The organism is Streptomyces sp. NPDC055025 (assembly GCF_053608565.1).
The window spans coordinates 44,221-58,634 of sequence record NZ_JBSGVS010000050.1; the positions used below are offsets into that span (position 1 = coordinate 44,221).

A 14,414-nucleotide genomic window follows, 5' to 3' on the forward strand; every position below is an offset into this window, starting at 1 on the left:
ACAGTCCGGCCCCTGCTACCCCGAAGCTCCCTCCGGCACGCTGTTGTCGGGAGCGCCGTCGCCCACGGGCGGCAGATCGCCCCGTTCGACCGGCGACGCCGGAGCCGTCTGTTCCGGCAGCAGCGCGTCGAGTTCGGCGTCCGTGGCGGGGCGCGCGGACTCCGCCGCGCGCCGCAGCGTCCCCCGGTCCACCGTCGCCCGCTCGCCGCTGACCCGTACGACAAGGCCGTCCTCGGCCCGCGCGTACTCGTGCGTACCTCCGGAAAGGCGGTACCAGGCGGTGCCGTCCCGCTCGCACTCCGCCCGGCCGCCCGAGACCCCGTGGAGCGGGACGTCCGGGCAGGTCGCCGCCGTCAGCGTCCCCCGGTCCACGGTCAGTTGGATGCGCGCGCCGTCGCGCGCCGATACGTATGTACTCCCGAAGCCGTCGCCGCCGACGACCCCGACCGACTGCGGCGCCACCTCGAAGCCGTCCATCTCGGTCACCCGGATCAGCTCGATCGCCGACTGCATGTACCGGGCGCGCGCCTCCAGTTCGGCGCGGTCGGCCTGGGCGCCCGCGTGCGCCCTCTCGTTCCCGCAGGCCGCGGACGCGAGGGCGAGGGCCGGTAACAGCAGAAGCAGCGGACGGCGCGGAGTACGCATCATGGGAGCATCCTGCCGCATTCCGAACGGACGGCCGATCACTGTTCGATGCCGATATACGAACGCCGAACGACGGACAGCGGAATACTGCCGATGGCAGACCCGGACCACTCAGGATGCCCCCGGGGCCACTCAGGACACCCCCCGGACCGCTCGCAACGCCCCGGGGCCGGTCCGAAGGGCGGGGACGAGGAAGCCGCCGGTCCCGCCGGTCGTATCGGCGGCCCGCCACCTCCTGCGTTCAGCGCTGCTTCACCCTCACTCCAAGCAGAACTAAGTAGACCTTCACAGTCGGGTGGACGGACACTGGCCGCCATGAGCACTCCACGCCCCTTCGGCCGCGCCCTCTGCGCGATGGTCACGCCGTTCACCGCCGCCGGAGAACTGGACCTGGCAGGCGCCCGCGAGCTCGCCGGTCATCTCGTGGCCGAGGGCTGTGACGGACTGGTCCTGAACGGCACCACGGGAGAGTCCCCCACCACCACGGACGCCGAGAAGACCGCGCTCGTACGGGCCGTGTGCGAGGAGGTCGGCGACCGGGCCCAGGTCCTCGCGGGCGTGGGCAGCGCCGACACCCGGCACACCGTCGCCCTGGCGCGGGCCGCCGAACGGGCGGGGGCGCACGGCCTCCTGGTGGTGGCGCCGTACTACAGCCGTCCGCCGCAGGAGGCCGTGGAGGCGCACTTCCTGCGCGTCGCCGACGCGACGGGCATCCCGCTGATGCTGTACGACATCCCCGGCCGCACCGGCACCCGTATCGAACCGGCGACCATGCTCCGCCTCGCCGGACACCCGCGGATCGTCGCCGTGAAGGACTGCGCGTACGACCTGCTCGGCAGTTCCACGGTGATCGCCACGACATCGCTCGCGTACTATTCGGGGTGCGAGGAGCTGAACCTCCCGCTGTACGCGGTGGGCGGCGCCGGATTCGTCAGCACGGTCGCCAATGCCGCGCCCCGCCGCCTACGGGCCGTTCTCGACGCGTACGACGCGGGAGCGTGCGCCGAGTCCGTACGGCTCAACCAGCTCACCCTGCCGCTGGCCACCTCGATGATGGCGTCGGGCCTGCCCGGCACGGTCACCGCGAAGGCGCTGCTCGGCGCGCTCGGCCTGCCCGCGGGACCGGTCCGTGAACCGCTGCTGCCCGCCGGCCGGGAGACGGCCGACGGGCTGCTGAGGACCTACGGGGAGCTCGCCACCGCGCCGCCGCGCTGGTGAGGCGCTCTCAGTTGTGGCTGTGGAGCACGTCGTTGAGACCGCCCCAGACCGCGTTGTTCGGACGGGCCTCGACGGCGCCGGTGACCGAGTGGCGGCGGAAGAGGATATTGCTCGCGCCGGACAGCTCACGCGCCTTGACGATCTGGCCGTCGGGCATCGTGACGCGCGTACCGGCCGTGACATACAGCCCCGCCTCGACCACGCACTCGTCGCCCAGCGCGATGCCCACCCCCGCCTCCGCGCCGATCAGACAGCGTTCGCCGATCACGATGCGCTCCTTGCCGCCGCCGGAGAGCGTGCCCATGGTGGAGGCGCCGCCGCCGATGTCGGAGCCGTCGCCGACGACGACGCCCGCGGAGATCCGCCCCTCGACCATGGAGGTGCCGAGGGTCCCCGCGTTGAAGTTGACGAAGCCCTCGTGCATCACGGTGGTGCCCTCGGCGAGATGCGCGCCGAGGCGTACGCGGTCGGCGTCGGCGATCCGGACGCCCTTGGGCGCCACGTAGTCCGTCATCCGCGGGAACTTGTCGACCGAGGTCACCTGAAGGTGCAGCCCCTCGGCGCGCGCGTTGAGCCGTACCGTCTCCAGCGCGTCGACGGCGACCGGGCCGAGCGAGGTCCAGGCGACATTGGCGAGCAGCCCGAAGAGGCCGTCCAGGTTCTGGCCGTGCGGCCGGACCAGCCGGTGGCTGAGCAGATGCAGCCGCAGATACGCGTCGTGGGCGTCCAGCGGCTTGTCGTCGAGCGAGGTGATGACCGTACGGACGGCGACGACCTCGACCCCGCGGCGCGCGTCGGGCCCGACGGCCCTGGCCGCGCCCTCACCGAGCAGTTCCACGGCGCGCTCGGCGGTCAGCCGCTCGGTGCCGGCCGGTCCGGGCTCCGCGGCGAGCCCGGGAGCGGGGAACCAGGTGTCCAGGACGGTGCCGTCCTGGGTGAGGGTGGCGAGGCCGGCGGCGACGGCGCCGGTGGTACGGGAAGAACGGGGCGAAGAGGTGTCGGTCATGCTCAGAATTTAACGTTCCCGACGGCACCCGGGCGAACCGGTCTCAGGTGACGGGCGCGCGCCTCGGGGCCGTGCCCCGGGTCGGATCTCCGGGGGCGGATCTCCGGCCCCGGGGCACCCAGGCCGGCTCGGCGATCGCCGGCGATCGCCGTCGGCCACCACCGCCGTCGACCGCTGCGGCCGTCGACCACTGCGGCCGGGCACCGCCGACAGCACCGCCGTCAGCTCAGCCGGTTGTCGTCCGTACCGGCCGCCGCGTGGTCGATGTCGTCCTCGGCGCGCGGCAGCGGGCGGTGTCCCTCCGAGTGATGGTTGACCCAGCCGCAGACACCGCAGCTGTAACGGCCGTCGAGACCGGCGATCAGGGTTCCGCACTGCCTGCACTCGGCGTAGGTGATCTCGGGCCCCTGAGAGGTGTTGCTCATCCGATCAACCTACCGTCAGGCGACAAGCCGGATTCATGGGATCAACCGCGCCATCATCTCGCGCGCGTACTCCTGGTCGTACACCGTGTCCGTGAGCAGCACCTGGAGACAGATCCCGTCCAGCAGCGCGACCAGCGCCCGCGCGGTGACGGGGTCGGTGCGCCGGGACAGCACCTCGGCGACCGCGGCACACCACTCCGCCGCGACCGGGCGCAGCGCGGGCCGCCGCAGGGCCGCGAGATACAGCTCGTACTCCAGCTCCACCCCCGTACGCTCCCCGGCGAGCCACTCCCCCATGAACCGCGCGAGCTCCCCGGCGACATCGCACTCCGGATCGGCGAGGGCGCCGCTCTCCTGGATGGCGGTGGCGAAGTTCTCGTTGGCCTGGCGCAGCGCGGCGATCAGCAGTTCGTCGAGTGAGGTGAAGTGGTACGTGGTCGAACCGAGCGGCACATCGGCCTCGGCGGCGACCGTGCGATGGCTGAGCCCCGCGATACCGGCGCGCCCGACCACCCGGATCGCCGCGTCGATGATGCGCCGACGCCGCTCGGGGTCGTAACGCCGGGTCATCAGTGGGCTCCTCCCAGGTTGAGCACGAGGACACCCGCGATCACCAGGACGATACCCGCCACTCGGGCCGCGTTCACGGACTCGTTCATGAAGAGCACGCCGATGACGGCGATGGCCGCCGTGCCCGCGCCGGACCAGATCGCGTAGGCGGTGCCCACGGACAGGGTCTTGAGGGTCTGCGCGAGCAGGGCGAACGCGACCAGATACCCGACAACGGTGATCAGCGAGGGCCACAGCCGGGTGAAGCCCTCGCTGTACTTCATGGCCGTCGTACCGGCCACCTCCGCCGCTATCGCCGCGGCCAGCAGTCCATATCCCATGCGTACGATCGTACACATAGGTATGTACGCTCGTACCTATACTCCCTGGCCAACCTCAGTGCGCGGCGGCTACGGTGTGCCGTCCGGAGGGGCGAGCGCGAACGGGGCGGGGTTGTGACGCACGGCACGGGGTGGGACGGAAACGATCCGCCGGGGAACGGCCCGGACGGTGGCGACGGCGGTCCGGGCGGGGACGGAGGAGGACCGTACGGCGGCGGTCCGTACGGCCCTTACGGAAACGGGCCCTACGGGAACGGCCCTCACGGTCCTTACGGGAACGGGCCGTACGGCCGGGGCGGCTGGACACCGCCTCCCCCGCCTCCCAGACCCGGGGTGATCCCGCTCGCACCGCTCGGTCTCGGCGACATACTGGGCGGCACCTTCGCCACCATGGGGCGCTACTGGAAGCCGCTGTTCGGGCTGGCCGCCCTGGTGTACGGCGCCGCCACCCTGGTGGTCGTCGCCGCGCTGGCGGTCGCCTACGCCGAGGTCGGCGACCATCTGCACCGGGTCTTCGACACGGCCTTCGAGACCGATCCGTCCTGGCACGACCTCCGGCCGCTGCTGATCGCCTTCGGCTGTGTCTGGGTCCTGGGAACGCTGGCGCTGCTGGCCGCCAACGCGCTGGTCCAGGCGGCCTGCCCGGCGATGGTCCAGAACGCGGTGCTGGGCCGGCGGACCACCCTGCGCGAGACCTGGCGGCGCGCCTCGGTACGCACCCCCGCGGTGCTGGGCACATCGGTCCTGAGCTGGCTGATCGCACTCGTCCCGCTGGGACTCTTCGTGGCGGCGTTCACCGCCACGCTGATCTCACTCACCACGCCGGGCGAATGGCGCCCGGCCTCCTGGCTGATCCCGGCCGGTTTCCTCGGCACACTGGTGGTCGCTCCCCCGGCGATCTGGCTCTGGGTCCGCTTCAGCCTGGCCCCCGCCGTCGCCATGATCGAGTCCCGTGGCCCGCTGGCGGCCATGAGCCGCTCGGCACACCTGGTACGCGGCGCCTGGTGGCGGATCTTCGGGATCTCCCTGCTGGCCTTCGCCATGGCGGCCCTCGCCGGACTGGTCTTCCAGCAATTCGTCGGAGCACTGGGCGTGTTCCCCGGTGTGTTCGACACGGCCGACGACAACGGCGATCTCACCGCGGGACTGGCCCTCGTCGCCCTCGTGGGCTATCTGGCACTGTCCCTGATCGGCCAGCTGGTCAGCCAGATCGCCGTGACGGTCTTCCCCCAGCTCGTACTGGGCCTGCTCTACGTGGACCAGCGCATCCGCACCGAGAACCTGGCCCCCACCCTCGCCGAAGCAGCCGCCACGACCACCCCTCCGCCCTAGCGGAGAAGGACACCCGCGCGCGGAAGCCCCATGACCCGGTTCGTGGGGCATGGGGCTTCTGTGGCGCGTCCGCTCGGGCTCCTCGGGTCTCAGACGTTGAAGCCCAGTGCGCGGAGCTGCTCGCGGCCGTCGTCGGTGATCTTGTCCGGGCCCCACGGCGGCATCCAGACCCAGTTGATCTTGAGTTCGCTGACGATGCCGTCCGTCGCCGCCTTCGCCTGGTCCTCGATCACATCGGTCAGCGGACAGGCCGCCGACGTCAGGGTCATGTCCAGGGTGGCGGTGTTGGAATCGTCGATGTGGATGCCGTAGATCAGGCCGAGGTTGACGACATCGATGCCCAGTTCGGGGTCGACGACGTCGTACAGCGCCTCGCGGACCTCGTCCTCCGAGGCCGGCTTGATCGTCAGGGTCTCGTTCTCGCTCATGCCGTCTCCTTCGTCGCACGGTCGCCCAGGGCCTGGGCCGTCGCGTCCTTCCACGCCATCCAGCTCAGCAGCGCGCACTTGACACGGGCGGGGTACTTGGAGACACCGGCGAACGCGATCGCGTCCTCCAGCAGCTCCTCCATCGCGTCATCCGGCTCCAGCTGACCCTTGGAGTGCATCAGCTCCAGAAAGGTGCCCTGGATCTTGTGCGCCTCGGCCAGTTCCTTGCCGACCAGCAGATCGTTCAGTACGGACGCGCTGGCCTGGCTGATGGAGCAGCCCTGGCCCTCGTACGAGACATCCGCGATCCGCGAACCTTCGTACCGCACACGCAGCGTGATCTCGTCACCACAGGTCGGGTTCACGTGGTGCACTTCGGCGTCGCCGTCCCGCAGACCGCGCCCGTGCGGGTGCTTGTAGTGGTCCAGGATGACGTCCTGGTACATCGAATCCAGCTTCACGGACAGCCTCTCAGTCCTCAGTCCTCATCCGAAGAATTGACGGACGTGCTCCAGCCCCTCGACCAGAGCGTCGACCTCGGCCGGAGTGGAGTACAGATAGAAGGACGCTCGCGTGGTCGCGGGAATTCCGTACCGCAGGCAGACCGGCCGGGCACAGTGGTGGCCGACCCGGACGGCGATGCCCTGCTCGTCGAGGACCTGGCCCACATCGTGCGGGTGGATGTCGCCGAGCGTGAAGGAGATCGTGGCGCCGCGGTCCTCGGCCGTCGCCGGACCGATGATCCGCAGGTCGGGGACCTCCAGCAGCCGCTTCACCGCGTACTCGGTGATCGCGTGCTCATGCGCGGTGATCCGCTCCATACCGATCGCGGAGAGATAGTCCACGGCCGCGCCGAGGCCGACGGCCTGGGCGATCGGGGGCGTACCCGCCTCGAACTTGTGCGGCGCGGGCGCGTACGTCGACGAGTGCATCGACACGGTCTCGATCATCTCGCCGCCGCCGAGGAACGGAGGCAGATCCTCCAGCAGCTCCTGACGGCCCCAGAGCACACCGATCCCGGTCGGTCCGACCATCTTGTGGCCGGTGAACGCCACGAAGTCGGCCTGGAGCGCCTGGACGTCCAGCACCTGGTGCGGGGCGGCCTGCGAGGCGTCGATGCAGACCAGCGCACCGACCTCCTGGGCCCGCCGGACGATCGCCTCGACCGGGTTCTGGGTGCCCAGGATGTTGGAGACCAGCACAAAGGAGACGATCTTCGTCTTCTCGGTGATGATCTGGTCGATGTCCGAGAGGTCGAGACGGCCGTCGTCGGTGATGCCGAACCACTTCAGCTTCGCGCCCGTACGCTGCGACAGCAGCTGCCACGGCACGATGTTGGAGTGGTGCTCCATCTCCGTGATGACGATCTCGGTCTCATGGTCCACCCGGTAGGGCTCGTCCGCCCAGCCGAGCATGTTGGCCACGAGGTTCAGCGACTCCGACGCGTTCTTGGTGAAGATCACCTCGTCGCGGCTGGGAGCGTTGATGAAGGCGGCGACCTTGTCGCGCGCGCCCTCGTACAGCGCCGTGGCCTCCTCGGCGATGGTGTACACGCCGCGGTGGACATTCGCGTTGTGCCGCTCGTAGTACTCGTTGAGCGCGTCGAGCACCTGGCGCGGCTTCTGCGAGGTCGCCGCGGAGTCCAGGTACACGAGCTTCTTGCCGTCGTGGATCACCCGGTCGAGGATCGGGAAATCCTTGCGGATCGCCTCGTCGAGCAGGCGGTCCGACGCTGTGAGAAGGCCCGGCAGCTCTGTCACGCGGGTACGCCACCCTTCACATATGCCTCGTAGCCCTCTTCCTCCAGCTTGTCGGCCAGTTCCGCGCCACCGGACTCGGCGATACGGCCCTGTGCGAAGACATGCACGAAGTCGGGCTTGATGTAGCGGAGGATCCGCGTGTAGTGCGTGATCAGCAGGGTGCCGACCTCGCCGGTCTCGCGGACGCGGTTGACGCCCTCGGAGACGACCCGCAGCGCGTCGACGTCGAGGCCGGAGTCGGTCTCGTCGAGAATCGCGATGCTCGGCTTGAGCAGTTCGAGCTGGAGGATCTCGTGGCGCTTCTTCTCACCGCCGGAGAAGCCCTCGTTCAGATTGCGCTCGGCGAAGGCGGGGTCCATCTGGAGACGCTCCATGGTCTCCCGGACCTCCTTCACCCAGGTGCGCAGCTTGGGGGCCTCGCCGCGTACGGCGGTGGCGGAGGTGCGCAGGAAGTTGGAGACGGAGACGCCGGGGACCTCGACGGGGTACTGCATCGCGAGGAAGACACCCGCGCGGGCGCGCTCGTCGACGGTCATCCCGAGGACGTCCTCGCCGTCCAGGGTCACGGTGCCACCGGTGATCGTGTACTTGGGGTGGCCCGCGAGGGAGTAGGCGAGGGTCGACTTGCCGGAGCCGTTGGGGCCCATGATGGCGTGCGTCTCGCCCTGCTTGACGGTCAGGTCGACGCCCTTGAGGATCTCGCGGGGGCCGGTCTCGGCCTCGACGGAGACGTGCAGGTCGTGGATTTCAAGCGTTGCCATGGGTGCCTCAGGACTCCTGGGTGACGGAGACGAGCACATCGTCCCCTTCGATCTTTACGGGGTATACGGGGACGGGGCGCGTCGCGGGCAGACCGGACGGTTTACCGGTGCGCAGGTCGAAGCTGGAGCCGTGCAGCCAGCATTCGATCATGCAGTCCTCGACCTCGCCCTCCGAGAGCGACACATTCGCGTGCGAGCAGATGTCGTTGATCGCGAACACCTCGCCCGCGGTACGGACGACGGAGACGGGCGTGCCGTCGAGTTCCACCCGCTTCGGGGTGTCCTCCTCCAGCTCGCCCAGTCCACAGACACGGACGAAGGCCATCAGACTGACGCCTCCAGCTCCGCGTCGATCTTGGTCATCAGCCGCTCCTCCAGGTCCGGCAGTCCGATCTTCTGGACCAGTTCGGCGAAGAAGCCGCGGACCACCAGCCGGCGGGCCTCGGTCTCCGGGATGCCCCGGGCCATCAGATAGAAGAGCTGCTCGTCGTCGAACCGGCCGGTGGCCGAGGCGTGGCCGGCGCCGGCGATCTCACCGGTCTCGATCTCCAGGTTCGGCACGGAGTCGACCCGCGCGCCGTCCGTGAGGACCAGGTTGCGGTTCATCTCGTAGGTGTCGGTGCCCTCGGCCGAGGCCCGGATCAGTACGTCACCGATCCAGACGGCGTGTGCGTCGACGCCCTGGAGCGCGCCCTTGTAGGCGGCGTCGGACTTGCAGTGCGGGGCGTTGTGGTCGACGAAGAGCCGGTGCTCCTGGTGCTGGCCGCGGTCGGTGAAGTAGAGGCCGAACAGCTCGGCCTCGCCGCCCGGCGCCGCGTACCGCACCTGGGGCGTGAGCCGTACGAGATCGCCGCCGAAGGTGACCACCACGGACTTGAAGGAGGCGTCCCGGCCGACCAGCGCGTTGTGCTGGGCGACATGGACGGCCCTCTCGTCCCAGTCCTGGAGCGAGACGACGGTCAGCTTGGCACCGTCGCCGATGAGATAGTCGACATTGGCCGCGAGCACGGCGTCGCCGGTGTGGTCGATGACGACGACCGCCTCGGCGAAGGCGCCCAGCTCGACGATCTGATGGCCGTAGGCCGTACCGCCCTCGCCGTGGACGGCGATCCTGATCGGCTCGCTCAGCACGGTCTCCTTCGGCACCGAGACGACCGAGGCCTTCTCGAACGAGGAGAACGCCTGGGCGGAGACGCGGTCCACCGGTGTACCGGCCTTGCCGATCCGCGGGTCCTCACGCCCGACGGTCTCGACGACGACGCCGTCGGGCGCGGTCACCTCGACCGTGACGCCGTCCGACGCGACGGCGGTGCCGTCGTGCAGCCCGCGCAGCCGCTCCAGCGGCGTGAACCGCCACTCCTCCTCACGGCCGTGCGGGACGGGGAAGTCCGCCACGTCGTAGGAGGGGGGCGCGCTCATGCGCGTGGCGACGGTCGACTCGGCGGCCACCGCGATCGAACCGGCGGTGGTGGAACCCGCCGGAATGTTCTGAGCCTCAGCCATGGCTGTCGTCGTGCTCTCTCTCTGCCTCTGCGTAAGGAATAACGGTCACTGGCCGAGCTGCCGGCCGGACGGGGATCAGCCGACGGATCAGCCGACGGAGCCTTCCATCTGGAGCTCGATCAGCCGGTTCAGCTCCAGCGCGTACTCCATGGGCAGTTCCTTGGCGATCGGCTCGACGAAGCCGCGCACGATCATCGCCATCGCCTCGAACTCGGAGAGACCGCGGCTCATCAGATAGAAGAGCTGGTCCTCGGAGACCTTGGAGACGGTCGCCTCGTGGCCCATGGACACGTCGTCCTCACGGACGTCCACATACGGGTAGGTGTCGGAGCGGGAGATGGTGTCCACCAGCAGCGCGTCACAGAGCACATTGGACTTGGAGCCCGCGGCGCCCTCGCCGATCTCGATCAGACCACGGTAGGAGGTACGGCCGCCACCGCGCGCCACCGACTTGGAGACGATGTTCGACGAGGTGTTGGGGGCCATGTGGACCATCTTGGCGCCGGCGTCCTGGTGCTGGCCCTCGCCCGCGAAGGCGATGGACAGGGTCTCGCCCTTGGCGTGCTCGCCCATCAGATAGACGGCCGGGTACTTCATGGTCACCTTGGAGCCGATGTTCCCGTCGACCCACTCCATGGTCGCGCCCTCGTAGGCGACGGCACGCTTGGTGACCAGGTTGTACACATTGTTCGACCAGTTCTGGATGGTCGTGTAGCGGCAGCGCCCGCCCTTCTTGACGATGATCTCGACCACGGCGCTGTGCAGCGAGTCCGAGGAGTAGATCGGGGCGGTGCAGCCCTCGACGTAGTGGACGTAGGCGTCCTCGTCGACGATGATCAGCGTCCGCTCGAACTGGCCCATGTTCTCCGTGTTGATACGGAAGTAGGCCTGGAGCGGGATGTCGACGTGCACACCCTTCGGCACATAGATGAACGATCCGCCGGACCACACGGCGGTGTTCAGCGAGGCGAACTTGTTGTCACCGACCGGGATGACCGTGCCGAAGTACTCCTGGAACAGCTCGGGGTGCTCCTTGAGCGCGGTGTCGGTGTCCAGGAAGATGACGCCCTGCTCCTCCAGGTCCTCACGGATCTGGTGGTAGACGACCTCGGACTCGTACTGGGCGGCGACACCCGCGACGAGGCGCTGCTTCTCCGCCTCCGGGATGCCGAGCTTGTCGTAGGTGTTCTTGATGTCCTCGGGCAGTTCCTCCCAGGAAGCGGCCTGCTTCTCGGTGGACCGTACGAAGTACTTGATGTTGTCGAAGTCGATGCCCGACAGATCCGAGCCCCAGCTCGGCATGGGCTTCTTGCCGAACAGACGCAGACCCTTGAGCCGCAGCTTCAGCATCCACTCCGGCTCGTTCTTCTTCCCCGAGATGTCGCGGACGACATCCTCGGAGAGTCCGCGCTTGGCCGCGGCGCCCGCGGCGTCGGAGTCGGCCCAGCCGAATTCGTACGTACCCAGACCCTCTAGCTCGGGGTGGGCGGTCTCCGTGGGGAGCGTCATTCGGGGTTCCTCCCGGCTGTGCTTTCAGATGCGTGATGGGTGGTCTCTTGGGTGGCGGCCGCGCGGGGGATGAACGTCGTGCAGACACCGTCGCCGTGGGCGATGGTGGCCAGCCGCTGCACATGGGTACCGAGCAGTTGGGAGAAGGTCTCCGTCTCCGCCTCGCAGAGCTGCGGGAACTGCTCGGCGACATGGGCGACCGGGCAGTGGTGCTGGCAGAGCTGCTCGCCCTGCCGGTTCGGCGCGCTACGCGCCGTAGCAGCGTACCCGTCGGCGCTCAGCGCCCTGGCCAGGGCCTCGGTGCGCTTGCCGGGCTCGGCCGACTCGACCGCCGAGCGATAGGCCTCGGACTGGTCGGCGAGCCGGGCCCTGGCGAAGGCCGCGACCGCCGCCTCACCCCGCTCCCCGCCGCCCGCGATCCGCGCGATCCAGCGCAGGGCGTCGGCGGCGAGCTGGTCGTACGACTGGTCGAACGCGTCCCGGCCGCAGTCGGTCAGGGCGAAGACCTTGGCCGGCCTGCCACGCCCCCGCGAGCCGTAGACACGCTGCTCGCGCGGCTCCACGACGGCGTCGGCTGCCAGGGCGTCGAGATGACGGCGGACGGCGGCCTGGGTGAGCCCGAGGCGCCCCGCCAGCTCGGAGACCGTGGAGGGGCCGTGGTCCAGAATGGAGCGCGCGACGCGGTTTCGAGTGGAGTGCTCACCGGTCGCGAGTTCCTCCTGGGGAGCCTCGCCAACGTATTTCACAACGCCATTGTTGCGTAATTCCGGCGGCCCTGACAACCACGGTCCGCAGCGGCCGACGGTGCGCTTCATCACTAAGGGTTACCTAACAAGCCGCGTTCCTCCGTATGGGACAAGGGCTTCCGGCGGGTGCGCGCGGTGGTCCGGAGAGCCGAGAACGAGCCGAGAACGGGTCGCGAACGGAGCGAAGAACGGTCTCCGCGCACTCCGCCGAGGGTGCGGATACGGCGGCTTCCGGCCCCCTGGGGGCCCCTTTCGGCCCCGCGGGCCGGGGGTCGGCGGGCCGTGCATACACTTCCCGCCATGCGCAGCGTCTTCCCGGGCGGCTCCCGGCCCGGCCGCGGTCCCGCCGCGGACCCCGCCCCCGGAGACCCCGTCGTCGAGGTCCGTGGCCTGGTCAAGCGGTACGGGTCCAAGGCCGCGGTCGACGGTCTCGATCTGGTGGTGCGCGCCGGTACGGTCACCGCCGTACTCGGCCCCAACGGAGCGGGCAAGACCACCACGGTCGAGATCTGCGAGGGCTATCGCAGGGCCGACGAGGGCACCGTGCGCGTCCTCGGTCTCGACCCCGTCACCGACGCCGCCCGGCTCCGCCCGCGCATCGGCGTGATGCTCCAGTCGGGCGGCGTGTACTCCGGCGCGCGCGCCGACGAGATGCTCCGCCATATGGCCCGGCTGCACGCTCATCCGCTGGACGTGGACACGCTGACCGAGCGGCTCGGCCTCGGCGACTGCGGCCGTACCCCGTACCGCCGGCTCTCGGGCGGGCAGCAGCAGCGGCTCGCGCTGGCGCTGGCCGTCGTCGGCCGCCCCGAGCTGCTCTTCCTGGACGAACCGACCGCCGGGCTCGACCCGCAGGCCCGCCGCTCCACCTGGGATCTCGTCCGCGAGCTGCGCGCCGACGGCGTCACCGCCGTACTGACCACGCACTTCATGGACGAGGCCGAGGAACTGGCCGACGATGTCGTGATCATCGACGCGGGCCGGGTGATCGCCCAGGGCAGCCCGGAGGAGCTGTGCCGGGGCGGCGCCGAGAACACCCTGCGCTTCACCGGCCGCCCCGGGCTGGACCTGGGCTCGCTGCTGAAGGCGCTGCCCGACGGCACGGCCGCCGCCGAGCTGACCTCGGGGGCGTACCGGATCAGCGGCGCGGTCGATCCGCAGCTTCTCGCCACGGTGGCCTCCTGGTGCGCGCAGCACGGTGTGATGCCGGACGGGATCTCCGTCGAGCGGCACACGCTGGAGGACGTCTTCCTCGAACTGACCGGCAAGGAGCTGCGTTCATGACCGCCGACACGAGCAGCGGCGCGGCGAACGGCACGGTGGCCGGTGGCGTCGCGGGCGCCGGTACGTACGCCCCGGCGCCCGGCGCCGCCCCGATGCTCCGCATGATCGCGGCGCAGACGGCGTTCGAGACGAAACTGCTGCTGCGCAACGGTGAGCAGCTCCTGCTGACCGTGATCATCCCCTCGCTGCTGCTGGTGCTCTTCTCGACGGTCGACATCGTCGACACCGGCGCGGACGAGGCGGTGGACTTCCTCGCCCCCGGTGTGCTCGCCCTGGCGGTGATGTCCACGGCGTTCACGGGGCAGGCCATCGCCACGGGTTTCGAGCGGCGGTACGGCGTGCTCAAGCGGCTCGCCGTGTCACCGCTGCCCCGGTGGGCCCTGATGGCCGCCAAGACGCTCTCCGTGCTGGTCACCGAGGTGCTCCAGATCGCGCTGCTGACGGTGATCGCCCTCGCGCTGGGCTGGTCCCCGCACGGCGGCCCGCTCGGCGTCGTGCTGCTGCTCGTACTCGGCACCGCGGCCTTCTCGGGGCTGGGTCTGCTGATGGCGGGCACGCTCCGGGCGGAGGCGACCCTGGCCGCGGCCAATCTGGTCTTCCTGCTGCTCCTGGTGGGCGGCGGGGTGATCGTGCCGCCGGACAGGTTCCCGGACGCGGCGCACTCGGTGCTGGCGCTGCTGCCGATCTCGGCGCTCTCCGACGGTCTGCGGGATGTCCTCCAGCAGGGCGCGGGGGTGCCCTGGGGCGATCTCGGGGTGCTGGCCGGCTGGGCCGTGCTCGGCCTCGGCGCGGCGGCGGCCTTCTTCCGCTGGGAGTGACCCCGTGACCGGCCTCCGGGAGTGATCCGTGACCGGTCTCCCGCGCGGCCGGACCCGGTCCTGGGCGGCCGGACGCGGTGGACGCACCC

At 70.1% G+C, this 14,414-nt stretch carries 17 protein-coding genes; 4 read left to right on the forward strand and 13 right to left on the reverse strand.

The features are described 5' to 3' along the window. Nucleotides 1-15: 15 nt before the first annotated feature. On the reverse strand, nucleotides 16-648 hold the full coding sequence (locus ACWGDX_RS27615; RefSeq protein WP_453629796.1) for a hypothetical protein: 633 nt from the start codon (nucleotides 646-648) through the stop codon (nucleotides 16-18). Between the two features lie 312 nt (nucleotides 649-960). Here ACWGDX_RS27615 and dapA point away from each other — a divergent pair, with 312 nt between their 5' ends. Continuing rightward, nucleotides 961-1,863: a 4-hydroxy-tetrahydrodipicolinate synthase gene (gene dapA / locus ACWGDX_RS27620; protein WP_453629798.1), complete on the forward strand. Its 903-nt coding sequence runs from the start codon at nucleotides 961-963 to the stop codon at nucleotides 1,861-1,863. 7 nt (nucleotides 1,864-1,870) lie between these two features. On the opposite strand, the gene dapD is transcribed toward dapA, so the two are convergent. The 4 genes from dapD to ACWGDX_RS27640 all read right to left on the reverse strand — a co-directional run bounded on the left by dapD (nucleotide 1,871) and on the right by ACWGDX_RS27640 (nucleotide 4,202). Next, nucleotides 1,871-2,869, reverse strand: coding sequence for a 2,3,4,5-tetrahydropyridine-2,6-dicarboxylate N-succinyltransferase (gene dapD, locus ACWGDX_RS27625; RefSeq protein ID WP_453629800.1), 999 nt, complete (start codon nucleotides 2,867-2,869; stop codon nucleotides 1,871-1,873). 221 nt (nucleotides 2,870-3,090) lie between these two features. Next, the gene (locus ACWGDX_RS27630; protein WP_363080676.1) at nucleotides 3,091-3,294 is read right to left on the reverse strand and encodes a hypothetical protein; all 204 of its coding nucleotides are present in this window, start codon (nucleotides 3,292-3,294) and stop codon (nucleotides 3,091-3,093) included. Nucleotides 3,295-3,327: 33 nt separating this feature from the next. Beyond that, nucleotides 3,328-3,864 carry a TetR/AcrR family transcriptional regulator gene (locus ACWGDX_RS27635; protein WP_453629802.1) on the reverse strand — a complete coding sequence of 179 codons (537 nt, stop codon included), beginning with the start codon at nucleotides 3,862-3,864 and terminating at the stop codon, nucleotides 3,328-3,330. Next, nucleotides 3,864-4,202 carry a DMT family transporter gene (locus tag ACWGDX_RS27640; protein WP_363080673.1) on the reverse strand — a complete coding sequence of 113 codons (339 nt, stop codon included), beginning with the start codon at nucleotides 4,200-4,202 and terminating at the stop codon, nucleotides 3,864-3,866. The genes ACWGDX_RS27635 and ACWGDX_RS27640 overlap by 1 nt, the downstream gene beginning before the upstream one ends. 315 nt (nucleotides 4,203-4,517) lie before the next feature. Here ACWGDX_RS27640 and ACWGDX_RS27645 point away from each other — a divergent pair, with 315 nt between their 5' ends. Next, nucleotides 4,518-5,516: an oxidoreductase gene (locus tag ACWGDX_RS27645; RefSeq protein WP_453629804.1), complete on the forward strand. Its 999-nt coding sequence runs from the start codon at nucleotides 4,518-4,520 to the stop codon at nucleotides 5,514-5,516. A gap of 89 nt (nucleotides 5,517-5,605) precedes the next feature. Here the strand turns inward: ACWGDX_RS27645 and ACWGDX_RS27650 are convergent, their stop codons facing one another. The 8 genes from ACWGDX_RS27650 to ACWGDX_RS27685 form a co-directional block, all read right to left on the reverse strand. After that, a complete protein-coding gene (locus ACWGDX_RS27650) occupies nucleotides 5,606-5,944 on the reverse strand; it encodes a metal-sulfur cluster assembly factor (RefSeq protein WP_363080665.1) in 339 nt (112 codons plus the stop codon). Continuing rightward, nucleotides 5,941-6,405 carry a Fe-S cluster assembly sulfur transfer protein SufU gene (gene sufU, locus ACWGDX_RS27655; protein WP_365902497.1) on the reverse strand — a complete coding sequence of 155 codons (465 nt, stop codon included), beginning with the start codon at nucleotides 6,403-6,405 and terminating at the stop codon, nucleotides 5,941-5,943. The genes ACWGDX_RS27650 and sufU overlap by 4 nt, the downstream gene beginning before the upstream one ends. A gap of 24 nt (nucleotides 6,406-6,429) precedes the next feature. Continuing rightward, nucleotides 6,430-7,704, reverse strand: a complete 1,275-nt coding sequence (locus ACWGDX_RS27660) for a cysteine desulfurase (RefSeq protein ID WP_453629807.1) — start codon at nucleotides 7,702-7,704, stop codon at nucleotides 6,430-6,432. Next, on the reverse strand, nucleotides 7,701-8,465 hold the full coding sequence (gene sufC, locus ACWGDX_RS27665) for a Fe-S cluster assembly ATPase SufC (RefSeq protein WP_453629809.1): 765 nt from the start codon (nucleotides 8,463-8,465) through the stop codon (nucleotides 7,701-7,703). The genes ACWGDX_RS27660 and sufC overlap by 4 nt, the downstream gene beginning before the upstream one ends. 7 nt (nucleotides 8,466-8,472) lie before the next feature. Beyond that, complete coding sequence (locus ACWGDX_RS27670; RefSeq protein ID WP_365902494.1) at nucleotides 8,473-8,790, reverse strand: non-heme iron oxygenase ferredoxin subunit; 318 nt, start codon at nucleotides 8,788-8,790, stop codon at nucleotides 8,473-8,475. Next, entirely contained in the window at nucleotides 8,790-9,968 is a 1,179-nt protein-coding gene (gene sufD / locus ACWGDX_RS27675) for a Fe-S cluster assembly protein SufD (protein ID WP_453629811.1), read from the reverse strand. Before sufD ends, ACWGDX_RS27670 begins: the two co-directional genes overlap by 1 nt. A gap of 87 nt (nucleotides 9,969-10,055) precedes the next feature. Continuing rightward, entirely contained in the window at nucleotides 10,056-11,477 is a 1,422-nt protein-coding gene (gene sufB, locus ACWGDX_RS27680; RefSeq protein WP_453629813.1) for a Fe-S cluster assembly protein SufB, read from the reverse strand. After that, nucleotides 11,474-12,223: a helix-turn-helix transcriptional regulator gene (locus ACWGDX_RS27685; protein WP_453629815.1), complete on the reverse strand. Its 750-nt coding sequence runs from the start codon at nucleotides 12,221-12,223 to the stop codon at nucleotides 11,474-11,476. Before ACWGDX_RS27685 ends, sufB begins: the two co-directional genes overlap by 4 nt. A 300-nt stretch (nucleotides 12,224-12,523) precedes the next feature. Here ACWGDX_RS27685 and ACWGDX_RS27690 point away from each other — a divergent pair, with 300 nt between their 5' ends. Together ACWGDX_RS27690 and ACWGDX_RS27695 are read left to right on the forward strand one after the other, a co-directional pair. Then, a complete protein-coding gene (locus ACWGDX_RS27690; RefSeq protein WP_453629817.1) occupies nucleotides 12,524-13,507 on the forward strand; it encodes an ABC transporter ATP-binding protein in 984 nt (327 codons plus the stop codon). Further along, nucleotides 13,504-14,325: an ABC transporter permease gene (locus ACWGDX_RS27695; protein WP_453629819.1), complete on the forward strand. Its 822-nt coding sequence runs from the start codon at nucleotides 13,504-13,506 to the stop codon at nucleotides 14,323-14,325. Before ACWGDX_RS27690 ends, ACWGDX_RS27695 begins: the two co-directional genes overlap by 4 nt. The last annotated feature ends 89 nt before the right edge of the window (nucleotides 14,326-14,414 follow it).

Bases quoted from the DNA above. Each gene is read 5' to 3' on its own strand.
- ACWGDX_RS27615 (WP_453629796.1), bottom strand. From the start codon at position 648: ATGATGCGTACTCCGCGCCGTCCGCTGCTTCTGCTGTTACCGGCCCTC.
- dapA (WP_453629798.1), top strand. From the start codon at position 961: ATGAGCACTCCACGCCCCTTCGGCCGCGCCCTCTGCGCGATGGTCACG.
- dapD (WP_453629800.1), bottom strand. From the start codon at position 2,869: ATGACCGACACCTCTTCGCCCCGTTCTTCCCGTACCACCGGCGCCGTC.
- ACWGDX_RS27630 (WP_363080676.1), bottom strand. From the start codon at position 3,294: ATGAGCAACACCTCTCAGGGGCCCGAGATCACCTACGCCGAGTGCAGG.
- ACWGDX_RS27635 (WP_453629802.1), bottom strand. From the start codon at position 3,864: ATGACCCGGCGTTACGACCCCGAGCGGCGTCGGCGCATCATCGACGCG.
- ACWGDX_RS27640 (WP_363080673.1), bottom strand. From the start codon at position 4,202: ATGTGTACGATCGTACGCATGGGATATGGACTGCTGGCCGCGGCGATA.
- ACWGDX_RS27650 (WP_363080665.1), bottom strand. From the start codon at position 5,944: ATGAGCGAGAACGAGACCCTGACGATCAAGCCGGCCTCGGAGGACGAG.
- sufC (WP_453629809.1), bottom strand. From the start codon at position 8,465: ATGGCAACGCTTGAAATCCACGACCTGCACGTCTCCGTCGAGGCCGAG.
- ACWGDX_RS27670 (WP_365902494.1), bottom strand. From the start codon at position 8,790: ATGGCCTTCGTCCGTGTCTGTGGACTGGGCGAGCTGGAGGAGGACACC.
- sufD (WP_453629811.1), bottom strand. From the start codon at position 9,968: ATGGCTGAGGCTCAGAACATTCCGGCGGGTTCCACCACCGCCGGTTCG.
- sufB (WP_453629813.1), bottom strand. From the start codon at position 11,477: ATGACGCTCCCCACGGAGACCGCCCACCCCGAGCTAGAGGGTCTGGGT.
- ACWGDX_RS27690 (WP_453629817.1), top strand. From the start codon at position 12,524: ATGCGCAGCGTCTTCCCGGGCGGCTCCCGGCCCGGCCGCGGTCCCGCC.
- ACWGDX_RS27695 (WP_453629819.1), top strand. From the start codon at position 13,504: ATGACCGCCGACACGAGCAGCGGCGCGGCGAACGGCACGGTGGCCGGT.